Source organism: Candidatus Pantoea formicae (genome assembly GCF_011752625.1).
Classification (GTDB): Bacteria; Pseudomonadota; Gammaproteobacteria; order Enterobacterales; family Enterobacteriaceae; genus Pantoea; species Pantoea formicae.
The window spans coordinates 32,308-49,536 of the sequence record NZ_VWXD01000011.1; the positions used below are offsets into that span (position 1 = coordinate 32,308).

Here is a 17,229-nt window from a genome sequence, read left to right on the forward strand (position 1 = left end):
TTTATCGCTGCTAAGGAGCTGGCATGCTATTTACCGTTCTACGTTTCCTCTGTCGCCTGTTATGGCGTGTGGAACTGCGTGGTGATCTCACTGCCCTGCATAAAGAGAAAGTGCTGATCACCCCTAACCACATGTCATTCCTGGATGGCGTGTTGGTGGCACTGTTTCTGCCCATCAGACCGGTGTTCGCCGTTTACTCGTCGATCAGCGATCAATGGTTTATGCGCCTCCTCAAGCCAATCATTGATTTTGTCCCACTCGATCCCACCAAACCGATGTCAATCAAGCATCTGGTGCGCATGATCAACGAAGGGCGTCCTGTGGTGATCTTCCCGGAAGGGCGTATCACGGTGACGGGCTCGCTGATGAAGATCTACAGTGGGGCCGGTTTTGTGGCGGCGAAATCGGGCGCCAGCGTCGTGCCGATGCGTATTGAAGGTGCGGAATACACGCCGTTTGGGCGTTTGGCAGGGGTATTTAAACGTCGCCTGTTCCCACGTATTACCCTGAGCGTATTGCCTGCTACCGTCATCCCAATGCCTGAAGCCAAACGCGCGCGCGATCGCCGCGTACTGGCGGGTGAGCACTTACATCACGTGATGATGGAAGCGCGTATGGCTGTGCGTCCACGTGAAACCCTGTTCGAGGCATTTCTCAATGCGCGTCAGCGCTATGGACTCACCAAACCCTGCATTGAAGACGTCAACTTCAAAACCGACAGCTACACCGGGTTGCTGAAGAAGTCGCTGGGGGTGGGCCGAATTTTGGAGCGCTACAGCCAGCAGGGCGAATACGTGGGGCTGTTATTGCCCAATGCCACCGTCACGGCGGCGGCGATTCTCGGTGCTTCGCTGCGGGGCCGCATCCCGGCGATGCTGAACTACACGGCGGGCGTCAAGGGTATGCGCGCCGCACTCACCGCTTCTCAGGTCAAAACGGTGTTTACCTCGCGCCAGTTCTTGGAGAAAGGCAACCTGTGGCATTTACCGCAGGGCTTAACCGAGGTGCAGTGGATTTACCTGGAAGATCTCAAAGATACCGTCACGCTCAAAGATAAACTCTGGATTCTGGCGCACCTGTTAATGCCACGCCGCGCACAAGTGCAACAGCAGCCGGAAGATGCCGCTATGGTGCTGTTCACTTCCGGCTCTGAAGGCAATCCAAAAGGTGTCGTCCACTCACACAAAAGCCTGCTGGCTAACGTTGAACAGATTCGTACCGTGGCAGATTTTACCCCGCGTGACCGCTTTATGTCGGCGTTGCCGCTGTTCCATGCTTTCGGCCTGACTGTCGGGCTGTTTACGCCGCTGTTAACGGGCGCGCAGGTGTTCCTCTATCCCAGCCCGTTACATTATCGCATTGTGCCGGAGCTGGTATATGACCGTAACTGTACCGTGCTGTTTGGCACCTCGACCTTCCTGGGTAACTATGCCCGCTTTGCCAGCCCGTATGACTTTGCACGCTTGCGCTACGTAGTGGCGGGTGCGGAGAAATTGCAGGAAGGCACGCGCCAGATTTACATGGAGAAATACGGTATTCGTATTCTGGAAGGCTACGGCGTCACCGAATGTGCGCCAGTGGTGGCCATCAACGTGCCGATGGCAGCCAAAAGCCACACTGTGGGCCGTATCCTGCCGGGTATGGATTCACGATTGATCTCCGTGCCGGGCATTGAGCAGGGCGGACGCTTGCAACTGCGTGGGCCTAACGTGATGAATGGCTATCTACGCGTTGAGAACCCCGGTGTGCTGGAGAAGCCGGTGGCGGACAACGGCGAAGGCGAGATGGAGCCAGGTTGGTACGATACCGGTGACATCGTCAGCTTTGATGAGGGCGGTTTCTGCCAGATTCAGGGACGTGCGAAACGCTTCGCGAAAATCGCCGGTGAGATGGTATCACTGGAGATCGTTGAGCAGATCGCGCTGAAAGCCTCGGGTGAGAAACAACATGCTGCATCGTTGCGCCCTGATGGCAATCGCGGTGAAGCCTTAGTGCTGTTTACCACCGACAGCGAGCTGAGTCGCGACCGGCTGCAAAAGGCTGCGCGTGAAATCGGTGCGCCAGAACTGGCAGTGCCGCGTGATATTCGAATCATGAAACAACTGCCGCTGCTGGGTAGTGGTAAACCCGATTACGTTAGCCTGAAACAACTGGCAGAAGAGGAACAAGCATGAGTCAGGCGGTCAACCCTAATGCACCGTTGCTGTCACGTAATATGATGGCGGTGATCGTGGCGCAGTTTTTCTCCGCTTTTGGCGATAATGCGCTGCTGTTTGCTACCCTGGCCGTGCTGAAAAGCCAGCTTTATCCCGACTGGAGTCAGCCGATTCTGCAGATGATGTTTGTAGCCACTTACATCCTGCTCGCGCCCTTTGTCGGGCAGATGGCCGACAGCTTTGCCAAAGGTCGGGTGATGATGTTTGCCAACAGCCTGAAATTGCTGGGTGCGTTGATTATCTGTTTCGGCTTCAATCCGTTTCTCGGTTACACGCTGGTGGGCATTGGTGCTGCATCTTATTCACCGGCTAAGTACGGCATCCTCACTGAGATCACTAGCGGTGAGCGATTGGTGAAGGCCAACGGTTTGATGGAATCATCGACGATTGCCGCGATTCTGCTGGGTTCGGTTGCCGGAGGAATTCTTGCCGACTGGAATCTGCTGGCTGGGTTGATTGTGTGTGCACTCACTTACGCGTTGGCAGTGGTAGCCAACATCTTTATCCCGAAACTGCGAGCAGCACGGCCTGGACAGAGCTGGAAATTTGGCGCGATGTTTCGCAGTTTTGCCGACTCAGGCTTGCTGCTGTGGCGCAATGGCGAGACACGCTTCTCGCTGCTGGGTACCAGCATGTTCTGGGGTGCGGGCGTAACGCTGCGTTTTCTATTGGTGCTGTGGGTGCCGGTGGCGCTCGGCATCACCGACAATAAAACGCCCACAACGCTAAATGCCATGGTCGCGATTGGTATCGTGATGGGTGCAGCAGCAGCGGCAAAACTTGTCACGTTGGAGACCGTCCGCCGCTGTATGCCGGCTGGGATATTGATTGGTGTGATGGTAGTGGTGTTCTCACTGCAAACCAGTTTGCTGAATGCCTATTTGGTGTTGATGCTGATTGGTGCGCTGGGCGGCTTCTTCGTGGTTCCGCTCAATGCCTTGCTGCAGGAGCGTGGCAAGGACTCTGTTGGCGCGGGGAATGCCATTGCGGTGCAGAACTTCGGTGAAAATATCGCGATGTTAGTGATGTTGGGGCTGTATACCATCGCCATTAAATTGGGGGCACCCGCGGTGGCGACAGGCATTGGTTTTGGCGCTATTTTCACTGTGGCGATTGCCGTGCTGTGGTGGAAATCACGTCGTTAATAAACCAGGTCGCCATTCATGGCGACCCCACATCCTTAGGGTGCGCATTCATGCGCACCTGGCTGCAAAACGCTCGTCATTCAATGCGCATTTATGCGCACCTGGAAAGTTACGGTGCTGGGTAGGTGTACTGGCGATGAATTGCTTCCAGTTCCTCTAACACCTCGGCGCTCAGCGTCAGATTGAAACTCTCCACGTTAATCTTCAGCTGTTCCATGGTGGTGGCGCCCAGCAGAGTGCTGGCAACAAACGGCTGCTGGCGCACATAGGCTAATGCCATCTGCGACGGATCCAGATTGTGCTTCTTCGCCAAATCCACATAAGCGGCAATCGCCTGATTCGACTGCTCACCGCTGTAGCGGGTGAAACGGCTGAAAAGGGTATTACGTGCTCCCGCAGGTTTTGCCCCATTGAGATATTTGCCGCTCAGCGTACCAAAGGCGAGGCTGGAGTAGGCCAGCAGCTCGACACCTTCATGCTGGCTGATCTCGGCTAAGCCCACTTCAAAGCTGCGGTTCAGCAGACTGTAGGGGTTCTGGATAGTCACGATACGCGGCAGCTCATGCTTCTCGGCCAGTTGCAGATAGCGCATCACGCCCCATGCCGTTTCGTTCGACACACCAATGTAGCGGATCTTACCGGCACGCACCTGCTCGGTCAGCGCTTCCAGCGTCTCCAGCAGCGTCACGTTAGCAGTGGCTTCACTGTACTGATAGCCCAGTTTGCCAAAGTAGTTAGTCTGGCGCTGAGGCCAGTGCAGCTGATAGAGATCGAGGTAATCGGTGTTCAGGCGTTTTAGGCTGGCATCCAGCGCTTCGCGGATATTTTTACGATCCAACGCCTGGTGAGGGCGAATCGACGCATCTGCGCCGCGCACCGGTCCGGCCACTTTGCTGGCCAGAATGATCTTGTCACGGCTGCCGCGCTTCTTCAGCCAGCTACCAATGTACTGTTCGGTTAATCCCTGAGTTTCCGGGCGCGGTGGCACCGGATACATTTCAGCAGTATCAATCAGGTTGATGCCGCTGCTAATGGCGTAATCCAGTTGCGCATGGGCGTCGGCTTCGCTGTTTTGCTCACCAAACGTCATGGTTCCTAACCCCAGTTGGCTAACTTCCAGCGTACTGTGGGGGATGCGGTGATAATGCATTGCCGGCTTCCTTTTTTCATTATGAAATGGAATGTTGTGTCCTCTGGGACTATAGCCTGTGAAGCAGCGAGGAAGGAAGGGGGGAAAGTTCGGGAAATCGCCTGCACGGGGGAAAAAAGGGTGCAGGCGAAGGAATTTGGCACTTAACGCTCAATGATGGTGGAGACCTCGTCACCATTGATCTGCATCACATGACCTTTCTCGTCGGTGTATTGCACCAAACCGGTCTCTTTATCAATGGATGGCTTACCATCAGTCATAATCATACGACCATCTTTCGTCGCCATAACGTAGTCACTGCTGCAACCGCTAAGCGTTAACGCGACCAGCACCAAGCCCACTGCACTTACCAACCCTTTCATTCTCAGCTCCCTCAACTTACTTCAACTGCAAAAGTGTAGTAATAAATGCTTTTGCTGGTTGACGTAATCGCATCATTCCTAAAATTAAAGGGCGAGATGCGCTCGCCCTTGACAGCCTCAGGCCGCGCTTTTCTTGCTGCGCATGAGGTTTAAGCACTCCACCGCCATTGAGAAGAACATGGCAAAATAAATGTAACCTTTTGGTACATGGATGCCAAAGCTCTCAAGAATCAGGGTAAATCCGACCAGAATCAGGAACGCCAATGCCAGCATTTTGACTGATGGATGACGCTCAACAAACTCACCAATCGAGCGTGCAGCAAACATCATCATGAACACCGCAATCACTACCGCCGCCATCATAATGAAAAGATGATCGGACAAGCCCACGGCGGTGATCACCGAGTCGAGGCTGAAAATAATGTCCAACAACATGATCTGCACAATGGCGCCCAAGAAGGAGTGGACGTTGGTTTTGTGCTCTTCTTCGCCACCTTCAATGGTCTCATGAATTTCCATGCTGGATTTCCACAGCAGGAACAGGCCACCAAACAGCAGAATAAGATCGCGGGCTGAGAAGCTGTGATCCATCAGGGTAAACAGTGGGTTGGTCAGGCGTACTACCCAAGCGATGGATGCCAGCAGGCCCAATCGCATCAGCATAGCGCCCATTAAACCGAGGCGGCGTGCTTTATTTTGTTGATGTTTTGGCAGCTTAGCGACAACCAGCGACAGGAAGATAATGTTGTCGATACCCAAAACCACTTCCAGAATGGTTAATGTTCCCAGTGCCAGCCAGGCATTGGGATCAGCAATCCAGTCAAACATGAATCATTCATTCCTAAACGAAAATTAAACGACGATTATACACGTCCTGGTTCGGCATGCAGCTGCGTTGGCTGCTCAGGCTCACCCCAGTCACTTACTTATGTAAGCTCCCGGGGATTCGCGTGCTTGCCGCCTTGCTGCACCAAAAGTAGGCCCCATTAGGGGAACCGAACTAGTCGTGTAAAGAGTCGAGTCATTTACAGTAGAAAATGGCGTGCCAGCAGCGGTCCGGTGAAACTTTTCTTGAGATAGAAACCGCGCGGTAAGGTCATTATAGGCTCTCCATGTTCACCAATGGCTTCGGTTAGCGCTTTACTGTTGGCGGCTTTAGGGCGAATTTGTAACCAGGCACCGTGTCGTGCGGTGATGCGATCAACCTGACCGAGCACAATCATGTCCATTAATTCTTCCCAATCTTCGCGCAGTTGCTGATCTTCTTCCTCACTGGGGTGCCATAACAGCGGTGAACCGACGCGGCGCTCCGCCAGCGGTAGAGCGCGATCGCCTTCAATGGGGATCCACAAGACGCGAGCCAGCTTATGTCGCACATGGCTGGTTTCCCAGGTCACGCCGCTGTTGCCAGTGAGGGGGGCCACGCAAACGAAGGTTGTCTCCAACGGTTTGCCTTGGGCATCCACAGGAATGGTTTTCAGTTCGATACCAAGATGCGCGAAATCCTGTTCTGCTTTACTGCCTGCACTGGCACCCAGGTGCAGCTCAATCAGCATGCCGACCCAGCCTTTATCACGTTTTAAATTGGCTGGCACCGCTAACCCAAGCTGCGCGGCCAGAGCGGCAAACGTCTGACCGGCCAGCAGCTGTGCACGTTGCAGCAGTTCCGCTTCGTCTTGTGGTGGGGTGGGCAATAAAGCAGGGGAATTCATGGGAAAACTCATATTGGTTAAAGGATGAACAGCGCTGACAAGCAAAGTTTTTCCACATCTCAGCGGCGTGAATAACCTTGATAATAGCATGATTCAGCATGCTTTTTTTACGTGATTGACCAGAGGTTGTGGATGCTATAGCCAGGTTATCCCGGCTTGTTATCGACAATGAACAGGATCTTAAACCTAGTTATCCACAGAAAGGTGGGATAACCCCGTCATTTACTACCACTGTTTCGATTTACAGCCTTGACTTTAGCGATTCGAACGCTTTTTTTCCTTTATTTGGCCAGGTTTAGGACATTCTCTGTGGATAAAAGATGCTGTGGTGGATCTTTGAGCAGCGGATTAAACGGCGTGGTTAATCACAGAGGATCTGAGCCGCCATTGTGCTATTGGTATCGCCTATCGCTATGATAAATGGTGGTTTTAGTGCTATTGTTTGTCTGGTTCATAAGATTTTTCTGAAGCGGTTATTCAATTCATTCCCGTGTTCTGCACAAAGCTATCCACAGAAAAGGTGAATAAGATCGCCCTAAAACCGGCTTCGCTGTTTATAACTTGGCTAAACTCTGTGAGTTATCCTGTTTTTATTCTGCTATCACCCCGGATATCCAGTGGTTTACCGCCTGTAAGGAGTGTGAAACAATCAGGCTATTCAAATTTAGCTTTGAGGTAGTCCAGTGATCGATGATGATGGCTACCGCCCGAATGTTGGTATCGTAATCTGTAACAGGCAAGGACAAGTGTTATGGGCCAGGCGCTTTGGACAGCACTCCTGGCAATTTCCTCAGGGAGGCATCAATCCGGGTGAAACTGCTGAACAGGCGATGTATCGCGAACTGTTCGAAGAAGTGGGTTTACACCGCAAAGATGTTCGAATACTTGCTTCAACCCGTAACTGGTTACGTTACAAGTTGCCAAAACGTTTGGTGCGTTGGGACACAAAGCCGGTGTGTATCGGCCAGAAACAAAAGTGGTTTCTTCTGCAGTTGATGTGCAGTGACGCGGAGATCAATGTGCAACACAGCAGCACGCCGGAGTTCGACGGTTGGCGCTGGGTCAGCTTCTGGTATCCGGTGCGTCAGGTTGTCTCTTTCAAGCGCGATGTCTATCGCCGCGTGATGAAAGAATTCGCTGGCGTGGTGATGTCTATGCAGGAGAGTGCGGGGCAGCGTAATAATAACGCCGCCCATCGACGTAAAAGAGGATAGGCCACGCCCTTTATGCTCACTCAGTTGCGCGAAATAGTAGAGAAAGTGGCGAGTGCTCCGCGTCTGAATGAAGCACTCGACATTCTGGTAAACGAAATATGCCTTGCGATGGAAACCGAGGTTTGCTCAGTTTATCTCGCGGATCACGACAGGCGTTGCTACTACCTGATGGCGACGCGCGGCCTCAAAAAGCCGCGCGGTCGCACCGTCACGCTGGCGTTTGATGAAGGGATTGTTGGGCTCGTCGGTCGTTTAGCCGAGCCGATTAACCTTGCTGATGCGCAGAGTCATCCCAGCTTTAAATATATTCCCTCGGTAAAAGAGGAGCGTTACCGCTCCTTCCTCGGTGTGCCTATCATCAGCCGCCGCCAGTTATTGGGCGTGCTGGTGGTACAGCAGCGCGAACATCGCCAATTCGACGAAAGCGAAGAGTCATTCCTTGTCACGCTGGCCACGCAAATGGCTGGATTGCTGTCGCAGTCGCAACTCGGTCAGCTGTTTGGTCAATTCCGTCAGACGCGCGTCAAAGCGATAGCTGCCGCGCCGGGTGTGGCCGTAGCACCGGGTTGGGTGGATGAAACTCAGCCGCTGCTCGATCAGGTTTCGGCGGCGTCAACGCTGGATGTGCAACGTGAACGTGAGCGCCTCAGCGTCGCGATGGGCGAGGCCAGCAATGAGTTCCGTCGTTTTAGTAAGCGATTTGCCGCCAGCGTGCAGAAAGAGAGCGCGGCCATTTTCGATCTCTACTCGCACCTGTTAACCGATGCACGTCTGAAAAAGGATCTGTTTGCCGAGATCGATCGCGGATCGGTGGCCGAATGGGCGGTGAAAACGGTGATCGAGAAGTTCGCCGAACAGTTTGCCAATCTCCAGGATCAATATCTGCGCGAACGCGCAGGCGATCTGCGCGTGCTGGGCCAGCGCCTGTTGTTCCATCTTGATGACTCATTAGTCGGCACCAATGCCTGGCCGGAACGCTTTGTGCTGGTGGCGGATGAACTCACGGCAACAACCCTGGCGGAGCTGCCGCAGGAGCGTTTAGCGGGTGTGGTGGTGCGCGATGGCGCGGCCAACTCACACGCAGCGATCCTCACTCGCGCCATGGGTATTCCCACCGTGATGGGCGCAGATATCATCCCGGCGCAGCTCAACAAACGCTTATTGATCGTCGATGGCTATCGCGGTGAAGTGCTGATCGATCCTGAGCCGGTGCTGGTGCAGGAGTATCAGCGCTTGATCAGCGAAGAGAACGCGCTGAGTAAGATGGCTGAAGGCGTGGTCGAACAGCCCGGCGAGCTGAAAAGCGGTGAGCGCGTGCAGGTGATGTTGAATGCCGGCCTCAGCCCTGAGCATGAGCAGAAGTTAGATAATTGGGTCGATGGCATTGGCCTGTATCGCACTGAAATCCCGTTTATGTTGCACAACGGTTTCCCCTCAGAAGAGGAGCAGGTGGCGCAATATCAAGGGATGCTACAACTGTTCTACGATAAACCCGTCACGCTGCGTACCTTGGATGTGGGCGCCGATAAACAGCTGCCTTATATGCCAATCAGTGAGGAAAACCCGTGTTTGGGCTGGCGCGGCATTCGTCTGACGCTCGACCAACCGGAAATCTTCCTTGTGCAGGTCCGTGCGATGCTGCGTGCTAATGTGGCATCGGGTAACTTAAGCATTCTGCTGCCGATGATCAGCCATATTGATGAGATCGACGATGCGCGTCGGCTGATCGATCGTGCCGGTCGCGAAGTGGAAGAGATGCTCGGTTATGTGGTGCCGAAACCGCGTATTGGCGTGATGATCGAAGTGCCATCCATGCTGTTCATGATCCCGCATCTGGCCGATCGTGTGGACTTTGTTTCTGTGGGTACTAATGATTTGACCCAGTATCTGTTGGCGGTCGATCGCAACAATACGCGCGTGGCGAATCTCTACGATCCGCTGCACCCTGCGATGATTCGTGCGTTACAAAGCATTGCGCACGAAGCCCGTCAGGCCAAGCTGGAACTGTGCCTGTGTGGTGAAATGGCCGGCGATCCCATGTGCGTGGCGCTGCTGGTGGGGCTGGGTTATCACCACCTCAGCATGAACGGTAAGAACATTCCGCGCGTGAAGTACCTGCTACGTCATCTCGATCATGAGGAGACACAGAAACTCAGCGAGCAAGGCGCGGCGGCGCACACCGCTTCTGAAGTGCGGCATCTGGTTTCCGCCTTTATGGAGCGTCGTGGTTTGGGCGGCTTGATTCGCGGCGGTCGTTAACGGCGTTTACATTTCCGCGCCATTTGTGAAAAGCGGCTGTGCTATCATGCGCAGCCTTTTATTATATGACCCCTTAGCCAGACCCGTTTTCAGGGCAGAAAAATCGATGGTGAAAGATGACTAACGGCTACATTTCGTTTCCCCAATTCGATCCGGTAATTTTCTCCATCGGACCGATTTCGCTTCACTGGTACGGCTTGATGTATCTGGTGGGCTTTGTATTTGCCATGTGGCTGGCAGTGCGCCGGGCCAACAAACCAGGCAGCGGCTGGAAAAAAGAGGAAGTGGAAAATCTGCTGTATGCAGGCTTCCTGGGGGTGTTCCTCGGTGGCCGTATCGGCTACGTGCTGTTCTACAACCTGCCGTTGTTCCTCGACAATCCACTTTATCTTTTCAAAGTCTGGGATGGCGGCATGTCGTTCCACGGCGGTTTGATTGGTGTGATCGTAGTGATGCTGGTGTTTGCGCGCCGTACCAAACGCACCTTCTTCCAGGTGTCTGATTTCATTGCGCCGCTGATTCCGTTTGGTTTGGGTGCCGGTCGTCTCGGCAACTTTATCAACGGCGAGCTGTGGGGCCGCGTCGATCCTAACTTCAAATTTGCGATGCTGTTCCCGGGTTCACGCAGTGAAGATATCGCGCTGGCGGCAAACAATCCGCAATATCAGCAGTTGCTGAGCACTTACGGTGTGTTGCCGCGTCACCCTTCGCAGCTGTATGAGCTGTTCCTCGAAGGCATCGTCCTGTTCATTATTCTTAACCTGTTTATTCGCAAGCCGCGCCCGATGGGCAGCGTCTCTGGCCTGTTCCTGATTGGCTATGGCGCTTTCCGCATCATCGTGGAGTTCTTCCGTCAGCCGGATGCCCAACTGGGTCTGTTTGAAGGCGGCATCAGCATGGGGCAGATTCTCTCCATCCCGATGATTCTGGCCGGTGTGATTATGATGATTTGGGCGTTCCGTCGTCGTCCGCAGCAACAAACTCGTGAGGTAAAATGAAACAGTATCTGGATTTAATGCAGCATGTGCTGAATGAGGGTGCAGAGAAAGCCGACCGTACCGGCACTGGCACGCTGTCCATTTTCGGCCACCAGATGCGTTTCAATTTGCAAGATGGTTTTCCGTTAGTGACCACCAAAAAGGTGCACCTGCGCTCGATTATTCATGAGCTGCTGTGGTTCCTTAAAGGCGAAACCAACATTGGTTATCTGAAAGATAACAAGGTGACCATTTGGGACGAGTGGGCTGATGAGAACGGCGATTTGGGCCCGGTTTATGGCAAGCAGTGGCGTAGCTGGGGCAGTGCGTCAGGCGCAGAAATTGATCAGATCAGTAAAGTGATTGAGCAGCTGAAACGCGATCCCGATTCACGCCGCATTATTGTATCGGCGTGGAATGTGGGTGAGTTGGATCAGATGGCGCTGGCCCCATGCCATGCCTTCTTCCAGTTCTATGTGGCCAATGGCAAGCTCTCTTGTCAGCTGTATCAGCGCTCATGCGATATCTTCCTTGGCCTGCCGTTCAATATCGCCAGCTATGCGCTGCTGGTGCATATGGTGGCGCAGCAGTGCGATCTGGATGTCGGTGATTTTGTCTGGACCGGTGGCGACACTCATCTGTACAGCAATCACCTTGAGCAAGCGCAGTTGCAGCTCACGCGTGAGCCACGTCCGTTGCCGAAGCTGGTGATCAAACGCAAACCGGCCTCAATCTTCGACTACAACTTCGAAGATTTTGAGATTGAAGGTTACGATCCGCATCCGGCCATCAAAGCGCCAGTCGCGATATAATCGTACCCGCTTTATCCCGAAGCCCTGCCACTGTGCAGGGCTTTTTTATGTGCCGCCTCGCAAAAAACGGTATCGACCTGTACGCCGTAAAATAATTCTTCGCGACTTCTTCCATCCTGCCGCTGGCCTGCTTGTTACCTGTGAAATTGAAGCGCACAGTGCCTGCCATGAAAAAACACCCTAACGCCGGTTTCACCTTGCCAGAACTGCTTTGTGTGATGGTCATCGCCGGCATACTCAGCCTTGGTGCGTTACAGAGTTGGCAACGCTGGCAGCAACATCAACAGTTGCGTGACAGCGTGCAGCAATTGCAGGGATTTCTGCTGCGGTTGCGCGCTCACGCAAACTGGCATAACAGCGACCTCAACCTGTGGTTCATACCCGGCGGCAGCGGTTGCCTGGGCGTGGGCAGCAAGCCGCCGGAGGGATGCTTACTCTCCTCACGCTGGTGGTTCAAGCCGCCCCATAACGGTGTGCGGCTCACGGGCCTAATCGGTGAGCCGGGTTTTTATGGGCGACGCGATGTTGCGCGACCGGGCAGCGTGAACATGGAAAGTGATGCTGGCCAATGGCGGCTGATCATCTCTGCGCGCGCCCGCATTCGTGCCTGCCCGTTGGGGGAAAAGGGATGCGAGTAACCGAGAGCGGTTTCAGCCTGCTGGAGATGCTGATTGCCATGGCGGTGGGCGCGGTATTAATGGTCAGCGTTGGCCGCTTTTTACCGCTACTGCTGGCGCAAAACCTGCAACTACAGCAGCGGGTGCAATTGCAGCAGGAGCTGCTGCAACTCTCCCATACGTTGAAAAAAGCCTTGCAGCGTGCGGGTTATTGTCGTGGTGAGTGCAGTGGCCCCGCGCTCACTCTTGCCGCAAGGGGCAGCTGTGTCTTACTGCGTTGGGATGAGAACAGTAATGGGCGCTGGGAAGGTGTGGCGAGCAGCGACAGCGATTATTACGGCTATCGATTGCGTAATGGGCAAATAGAGATGCAACGCGGCGTAGATAACTGCAGTGGTAGCGGTTGGGAACGCATGACAGACCCCGCGTTCTTATCTATTGATACCTTCCGGCTGGAGCGGCAGGGCCAGCGCCTGATGTTGCATCTTGCTGGCAGGGCGGGTAAACAGCGCGTTCAGCAGGAGACATGGATAGAGGGATGGAATCTGTGAACCAGCGCGGTAATAGCACATTGGGTATGGTCCTCATGCTGTTACTGCTGGGGAGCCTGACACTGCATGCTTCACGCACTCAACTTGCACAAGGCATGGTACTGGTGGCTGATGAACAGCAGCATCACAAAGATTTTTGGCAGGCACAGGCTGCGCTGCAGTGGGGATTAACACAGAGCTGGCCAGCGGTGGTGGGGTGGCAGTGCCAGACATGGTCATCTCAGCAGTGGCGCAGTTGTTTATTACGCATGGAGGAGGGGAATGCCGTGTTATCAGGACAAGGAGAAGGCCGTGATCTTCGGCTCTGGCAATGGGTTTCGCCACAAGGTCAGACGGTGCAGCCGCAGCAACACGGGTGGCTCGACTACTGCCCGCTGGCTAAAACAGAAAACTGCCAGCCGCAGACTTAATCAGCAAGGCTTTAGTCTGGCGGAAACCTTAGTGGCGATGCTGTTGTTGGCGGTGACGATCAGCACCCTGTTGAACTATCACCGCGCCTTAGCGCTGGGATTTAACCAGCAGTGGCAGCAACGCCAGGCGTGGCAGGTTGCCGGTCAGGCTTTACTCGGAAGGGAGGTTGAAGGCTGGCAGATTCAACGACAGCAACACAGTATGACGCTGGGATGTGTGTTGGAACAGGTCACCGTTAACGGGCCTCAGCAACGCACGGCTAGCTTGGCACGGCTCAATTGTCACTAAGGTGACCTTCGCGATAGGCATCCCCGGCGATACAGGGTAGAGTGACCTGGCTGCGCTGTTTTAGCTCTCACAAGGAGACTTATGTTCCGGGTTTACCACTCCAATCAGCTCGATCTGTTGAAAAATCTGGCAGGCATTCTGATTGAAAATCAACCGCTGGGCGATGCGTTCGCGGCCGAGCAGGTGCTGGTGCAAAGCCCCGGCATGGCACAATGGCTGCAAATGGAGCTGGCTAACAGCTTTGGCATTGCGGCGAACATTGATTTCCCACTGCCAGCCACCTTTATCTGGAACATGTTTGTGAAGGTGCTGCCCGGCATTCCTGAAGAGAGTGCGTTTACCAAAGCCAGCATGAGCTGGAAGCTGATGCATCGCTTGCCCACCTTGCTGGAGCAGGACGCCTTCCAGCCGTTGCGCCACTATCTCAGCGATGATGATGACAAGCGTAAGCTCTATCAGCTTAGTGCGCGCGTTGCCGATCTGTTTGACCAGTATCTGGTTTATCGCTCCGACTGGCTTAACAGTTGGGAGCGTGGGGAGCAGATCGAAGGCGTGGGTGATGCTCAGCAGTGGCAGGCGCCTTTGTGGCGCGATCTGGTTGAGTTTACGCAGCAGCTGGGCCAGCCGATGTGGCACCGAGCCAATCTTTACGCGCGATTTATCCAGGCGCTGGAACAGGCGCAGACGCCGCCACCGGGACTGCCGCAACGCGTGTTTATCTGTGGCATTTCTGCACTGCCGCCGGTCTATTTACAGGCGCTGGAGGCACTTGGCCGCCACATCGACATTCATCTGTTGTTTACCAACCCCTGCCGACACTATTGGGGCGATATTCAGGATTATGCTTTCCTGGCGAAGCTACAGAGCCGCCAACGCCGCCGGGTGCAATCTGATGAGCTGCAGCCGCTGTTCCGCCAACCTGAAACCGCTGCTGCACTGTTTAACGATCTCGGCGAGCAGCAACTGACTAACCCGTTGTTGGCCTCATGGGGCAAGTTAGGGCGCGACAACCTGTTTTTACTCAGTCAGATGGAATCCGCAGCCAACGATATTGATGCCTTTGTTGAGATCCCGCAGGACAACCTGCTGCACAGCTTGCAGGCCGATCTGCTCAATCTCGATGATAAGGCGATCATCGGTCTCAATGCCGATGAGTTGGGCAACAGCAGCAAGAAGCGCGTGCTCGATCCTCAAGATCGCTCCATCACGCTGCAGGTATGCCACAGCGCTCAGCGCGAAGTCGAGGTCTTGCAGGATCACTTGCTGGCGCTGATGGACGCCGATCCCGATCTTAAGCCACGCGACATCATTGTGATGGTGGCTGATATCGACAGCTACGCGCCCTTTATACAGGCCGCCTTTGCCAGCGCCCCCGCTGAGCGCTATCTCCCCTTCGCTATTTCGGATCGTCGAGCCAGTCAGGCACACCCGTCCATTCTGGCGGCGCTCAGCTTACTGTCGCTACCTGAAAGCCGTTTTGCCTCTGAAGCGGTGCTGGCATTGCTTGAAGTGCCCGCGCTGGCGCAGCGTTTTTCTGTGGATGAAAGTGGACTACGATTGCTGCGACGCTGGGTTATGGAGTCGGGCATTCGCTGGGGATTGGATGATGCCAGCGTCGAAGCGCTCTCGCTGCCGGTCACCGGTCAACACACCTGGCGCTTTGGTCTGCAACGCATGCTATTGGGCTATGCAGTGGATAGCCGCAACGGTGACTGGCAGGGTATTTTACCTTATGACGAATCTAGCGGATTAATCGCCGAATTGGCCGGGCATCTGGCTGAATTACTCTCGCGTCTTGAAACATGGCGTATGCGTCTGGCGGAAGAGCGGACGTTACCTGAATGGCTCCCGCTGTGCCGTGAATTGATTGATAGCTTCTTTGCTGGCGATGCCGAAAGTGAAGCCGCGCTGTTGCTGGTGGAAACGCAGTGGAAGTTGATCATTGAGCAAGGCATGCAGGCAACGTATCAGCAACCTATTCCTGTCACGCTATTACGTGATGAACTGCATTCGCGCCTTGACCAGCAGCGTATCAGCCAACGTTTTCTGGCTGGCCCCATCAACTTCTGTACGCTGATGCCGATGCGTTCCATCCCCTTCAAAGTGGTGTGCCTGCTGGGAATGAACGATGGTGTTTACCCGCGCACGCTGGCACCCCTTGGTTTCGACCTGATGCAGCAGCGGGCGCGAAAGGGCGATCGCAGCCGTCGGGATGATGACCGCTACCTGTTCCTCGAAGCACTGATTTCTGCGCAGCAGCAGCTCTACATCAGCTATATCGGTCGTGCCATTCAGGACAACACCGAACGTTATCCCTCCGTGTTGGTCACGGAACTGGTCGACTATCTTGGACAGAGTTTCTGCCTGCCGGGCGATGAGTCGTGTGAACCGGATATCAGCGAGCAACGGGTGCGGGATCATCTGCAAATACTGCATAGCCGTATGCCCTTTGCTGCGGAAAATTTCCAGCCCGGTGCCTATGGTCAAAGCTTTGCTGCGGAATGGCTACCTGCCGCCACGGGCAGCGGTGTGGCTCAGCCTGCTTTCGTGCAAAAGCTGGAACCCCAGCCGCTAGACACACTCTCTCTGGAGCAACTGCTGCGTTTCTGGCGCCATCCGATTCGTGCCTGGTTCCAGCAGCGCTTGGGCGTCGCCTTTTGGATGGAGGAGAGTGAACTGCCGGACAGCGAGCCTTTCGCGCCAGATAGTTTGGAGCGTTATCAGATCAATGCGCAGTTACTCAATACCTTGGTCAACGGTGACGATCCTGCTCTGCTTTATGCTCGCCATCGTGCTGCAGGCAATCTGCCTTATGGCGCTTTTGGGGAACTTTTTTGGCAGAGTCAGACCGAAGAGATGCAGGAAGTGGCGGCTGAAGTCAGTGGGCAACGTCAGATCGCGGAAAGTTGGGAGGTCAATCTGGCCTTGGGCGATGTGCAGTTGACCGGCTGGCTGACACAGGTGCAATCTGATGGCCTGTTACGCTGGCGTCCGGGCGTGCTGAATATGAATGATGGCCTGCTGCTTTGGCTGGAACATCTGGTCTACTGTGCGCTGGGCGGCACAGGTGAAAGCCGCATGTACGGACGTAAACAGAGCGACTGGCGTTTTAAGTCGGTTAGCCGGGAGCAGGCGCTGTCATGGCTAGAGGAATATGTTGAAGCCTACCGGTTAGGTATGACGGAACCCTTGTGGCTGCTGAATAAATCGGGCGGTGCCTGGCTTGATGCCAGCTTCGATAGTAAATCACGTCAGCTGTTAGAAGACGAAGCAACACAGAAAAAGGCACTTAACAAACTGCTGCAAGCCTGGCAGGGTGGTTTCCAGGTGGAAGGTGAGGGGAGCGATCCTTATCTGCAACGTTTATGCCGGACGCTGGATGACGATGCGGTGCAGCCCATTACTGCCGCTGCACGCCAATGGTATTTACCGGTGCGGCTCGCGCATCAAGATGATGAATAGCAATCGGGTAACGACAGCCTTTGCTGTTGTTCTCAAACCATAAAAAAGTTTGT

General features: G+C 54.5%; 15 protein-coding genes. 11 read left to right on the forward strand and 4 right to left on the reverse strand.

Annotation, left to right across the window (positions count from 1 at the left end; translation table 11 throughout):
- Positions 1 to 23 precede the first annotated feature (23 nt).
- Both aas and lplT read left to right on the forward strand, forming a co-directional pair.
- Complete coding sequence (aas, locus tag F3J38_RS22655) at positions 24 to 2,174, forward strand: bifunctional acyl-ACP--phospholipid O-acyltransferase/long-chain-fatty-acid--ACP ligase (protein WP_167142366.1); 2,151 nt, start codon at positions 24 to 26, stop codon at positions 2,172 to 2,174.
- Positions 2,171 to 3,361 carry a lysophospholipid transporter LplT gene (gene lplT, locus F3J38_RS22660; RefSeq protein WP_167142369.1) on the forward strand — a complete coding sequence of 397 codons (1,191 nt, stop codon included), beginning with the start codon at positions 2,171 to 2,173 and terminating at the stop codon, positions 3,359 to 3,361. Before aas ends, lplT begins: the two co-directional genes overlap by 4 nt.
- Positions 3,362 to 3,470: 109 nt before the next feature.
- Here the strand turns inward: lplT and F3J38_RS22665 are convergent, their stop codons facing one another.
- The 4 genes from F3J38_RS22665 to mutH form a co-directional block, all read right to left on the reverse strand.
- On the reverse strand, positions 3,471 to 4,511 hold the full coding sequence (locus tag F3J38_RS22665) for an NADP(H)-dependent aldo-keto reductase (RefSeq protein WP_167142372.1): 1,041 nt from the start codon (positions 4,509 to 4,511) through the stop codon (positions 3,471 to 3,473).
- A 143-nt stretch (positions 4,512 to 4,654) separates the two neighbouring features.
- On the reverse strand, positions 4,655 to 4,873 hold the full coding sequence (locus F3J38_RS22670) for a YgdI/YgdR family lipoprotein (RefSeq protein WP_167142374.1): 219 nt from the start codon (positions 4,871 to 4,873) through the stop codon (positions 4,655 to 4,657).
- A gap of 117 nt (positions 4,874 to 4,990) precedes the next feature.
- Positions 4,991 to 5,701: a TerC family protein gene (locus F3J38_RS22675; RefSeq protein ID WP_167142377.1), complete on the reverse strand. Its 711-nt coding sequence runs from the start codon at positions 5,699 to 5,701 to the stop codon at positions 4,991 to 4,993.
- A gap of 197 nt (positions 5,702 to 5,898) precedes the next feature.
- A complete protein-coding gene (mutH, locus tag F3J38_RS22680) occupies positions 5,899 to 6,585 on the reverse strand; it encodes a DNA mismatch repair endonuclease MutH (protein ID WP_167142380.1) in 687 nt (228 codons plus the stop codon).
- A 683-nt stretch (positions 6,586 to 7,268) separates the two neighbouring features.
- On the opposite strand from mutH, the gene rppH reads away from it, so the two are divergent.
- From rppH to recC, 9 genes are all read left to right on the forward strand, one after another.
- On the forward strand, positions 7,269 to 7,799 hold the full coding sequence (gene rppH / locus F3J38_RS22685; RefSeq protein ID WP_034823115.1) for an RNA pyrophosphohydrolase: 531 nt from the start codon (positions 7,269 to 7,271) through the stop codon (positions 7,797 to 7,799).
- Positions 7,800 to 7,811: 12 nt separating this feature from the next.
- Positions 7,812 to 10,058: a phosphoenolpyruvate--protein phosphotransferase gene (gene ptsP / locus F3J38_RS22690; protein WP_167142383.1), complete on the forward strand. Its 2,247-nt coding sequence runs from the start codon at positions 7,812 to 7,814 to the stop codon at positions 10,056 to 10,058.
- Positions 10,059 to 10,174: 116 nt separating this feature from the next.
- Entirely contained in the window at positions 10,175 to 11,056 is an 882-nt protein-coding gene (lgt, locus tag F3J38_RS22695) for a prolipoprotein diacylglyceryl transferase (RefSeq protein ID WP_034823111.1), read from the forward strand.
- Positions 11,053 to 11,847: a thymidylate synthase gene (gene thyA, locus F3J38_RS22700; protein ID WP_167142386.1), complete on the forward strand. Its 795-nt coding sequence runs from the start codon at positions 11,053 to 11,055 to the stop codon at positions 11,845 to 11,847. The genes lgt and thyA overlap by 4 nt, the downstream gene beginning before the upstream one ends.
- A gap of 167 nt (positions 11,848 to 12,014) precedes the next feature.
- Positions 12,015 to 12,485 carry a prepilin-type N-terminal cleavage/methylation domain-containing protein gene (locus F3J38_RS22705; protein WP_167142389.1) on the forward strand — a complete coding sequence of 157 codons (471 nt, stop codon included), beginning with the start codon at positions 12,015 to 12,017 and terminating at the stop codon, positions 12,483 to 12,485.
- Complete coding sequence (locus F3J38_RS22710; RefSeq protein WP_167142391.1) at positions 12,476 to 13,015, forward strand: prepilin peptidase-dependent protein; 540 nt, start codon at positions 12,476 to 12,478, stop codon at positions 13,013 to 13,015. The genes F3J38_RS22705 and F3J38_RS22710 overlap by 10 nt, the downstream gene beginning before the upstream one ends.
- The gene (locus tag F3J38_RS22715) at positions 13,003 to 13,425 is read left to right on the forward strand and encodes a DUF2509 family protein (RefSeq protein ID WP_240156064.1); all 423 of its coding nucleotides are present in this window, start codon (positions 13,003 to 13,005) and stop codon (positions 13,423 to 13,425) included. Before F3J38_RS22710 ends, F3J38_RS22715 begins: the two co-directional genes overlap by 13 nt.
- 16 nt (positions 13,426 to 13,441) lie before the next feature.
- Entirely contained in the window at positions 13,442 to 13,714 is a 273-nt protein-coding gene (locus tag F3J38_RS28195; RefSeq protein WP_240156065.1) for a prepilin-type N-terminal cleavage/methylation domain-containing protein, read from the forward strand.
- Positions 13,715 to 13,795: 81 nt separating this feature from the next.
- On the forward strand, positions 13,796 to 17,176 hold the full coding sequence (gene recC, locus F3J38_RS22725; RefSeq protein WP_167142397.1) for an exodeoxyribonuclease V subunit gamma: 3,381 nt from the start codon (positions 13,796 to 13,798) through the stop codon (positions 17,174 to 17,176).
- Positions 17,177 to 17,229: the final 53 nt, after the last annotated feature.

Coding starts and splice junctions, on each gene's coding strand:
- thyA (WP_167142386.1), top strand. CDS start 11,053: ATGAAACAGTATCTGGATTTAATGCAGCATGTGCTGAATGAGGGTGCA.
- F3J38_RS22715 (WP_240156064.1), top strand. CDS start 13,003: ATGGAATCTGTGAACCAGCGCGGTAATAGCACATTGGGTATGGTCCTC.
- lplT (WP_167142369.1), top strand. CDS start 2,171: ATGAGTCAGGCGGTCAACCCTAATGCACCGTTGCTGTCACGTAATATG.
- ptsP (WP_167142383.1), top strand. CDS start 7,812: ATGCTCACTCAGTTGCGCGAAATAGTAGAGAAAGTGGCGAGTGCTCCG.
- F3J38_RS22710 (WP_167142391.1), top strand. CDS start 12,476: ATGCGAGTAACCGAGAGCGGTTTCAGCCTGCTGGAGATGCTGATTGCC.
- lgt (WP_034823111.1), top strand. CDS start 10,175: ATGACTAACGGCTACATTTCGTTTCCCCAATTCGATCCGGTAATTTTC.
- mutH (WP_167142380.1), bottom strand. CDS start 6,585: ATGAATTCCCCTGCTTTATTGCCCACCCCACCACAAGACGAAGCGGAA.
- F3J38_RS22705 (WP_167142389.1), top strand. CDS start 12,015: ATGAAAAAACACCCTAACGCCGGTTTCACCTTGCCAGAACTGCTTTGT.
- F3J38_RS22665 (WP_167142372.1), bottom strand. CDS start 4,511: ATGCATTATCACCGCATCCCCCACAGTACGCTGGAAGTTAGCCAACTG.
- F3J38_RS22670 (WP_167142374.1), bottom strand. CDS start 4,873: ATGAAAGGGTTGGTAAGTGCAGTGGGCTTGGTGCTGGTCGCGTTAACG.
- F3J38_RS22675 (WP_167142377.1), bottom strand. CDS start 5,701: ATGTTTGACTGGATTGCTGATCCCAATGCCTGGCTGGCACTGGGAACA.
- aas (WP_167142366.1), top strand. CDS start 24: ATGCTATTTACCGTTCTACGTTTCCTCTGTCGCCTGTTATGGCGTGTG.
- recC (WP_167142397.1), top strand. CDS start 13,796: ATGTTCCGGGTTTACCACTCCAATCAGCTCGATCTGTTGAAAAATCTG.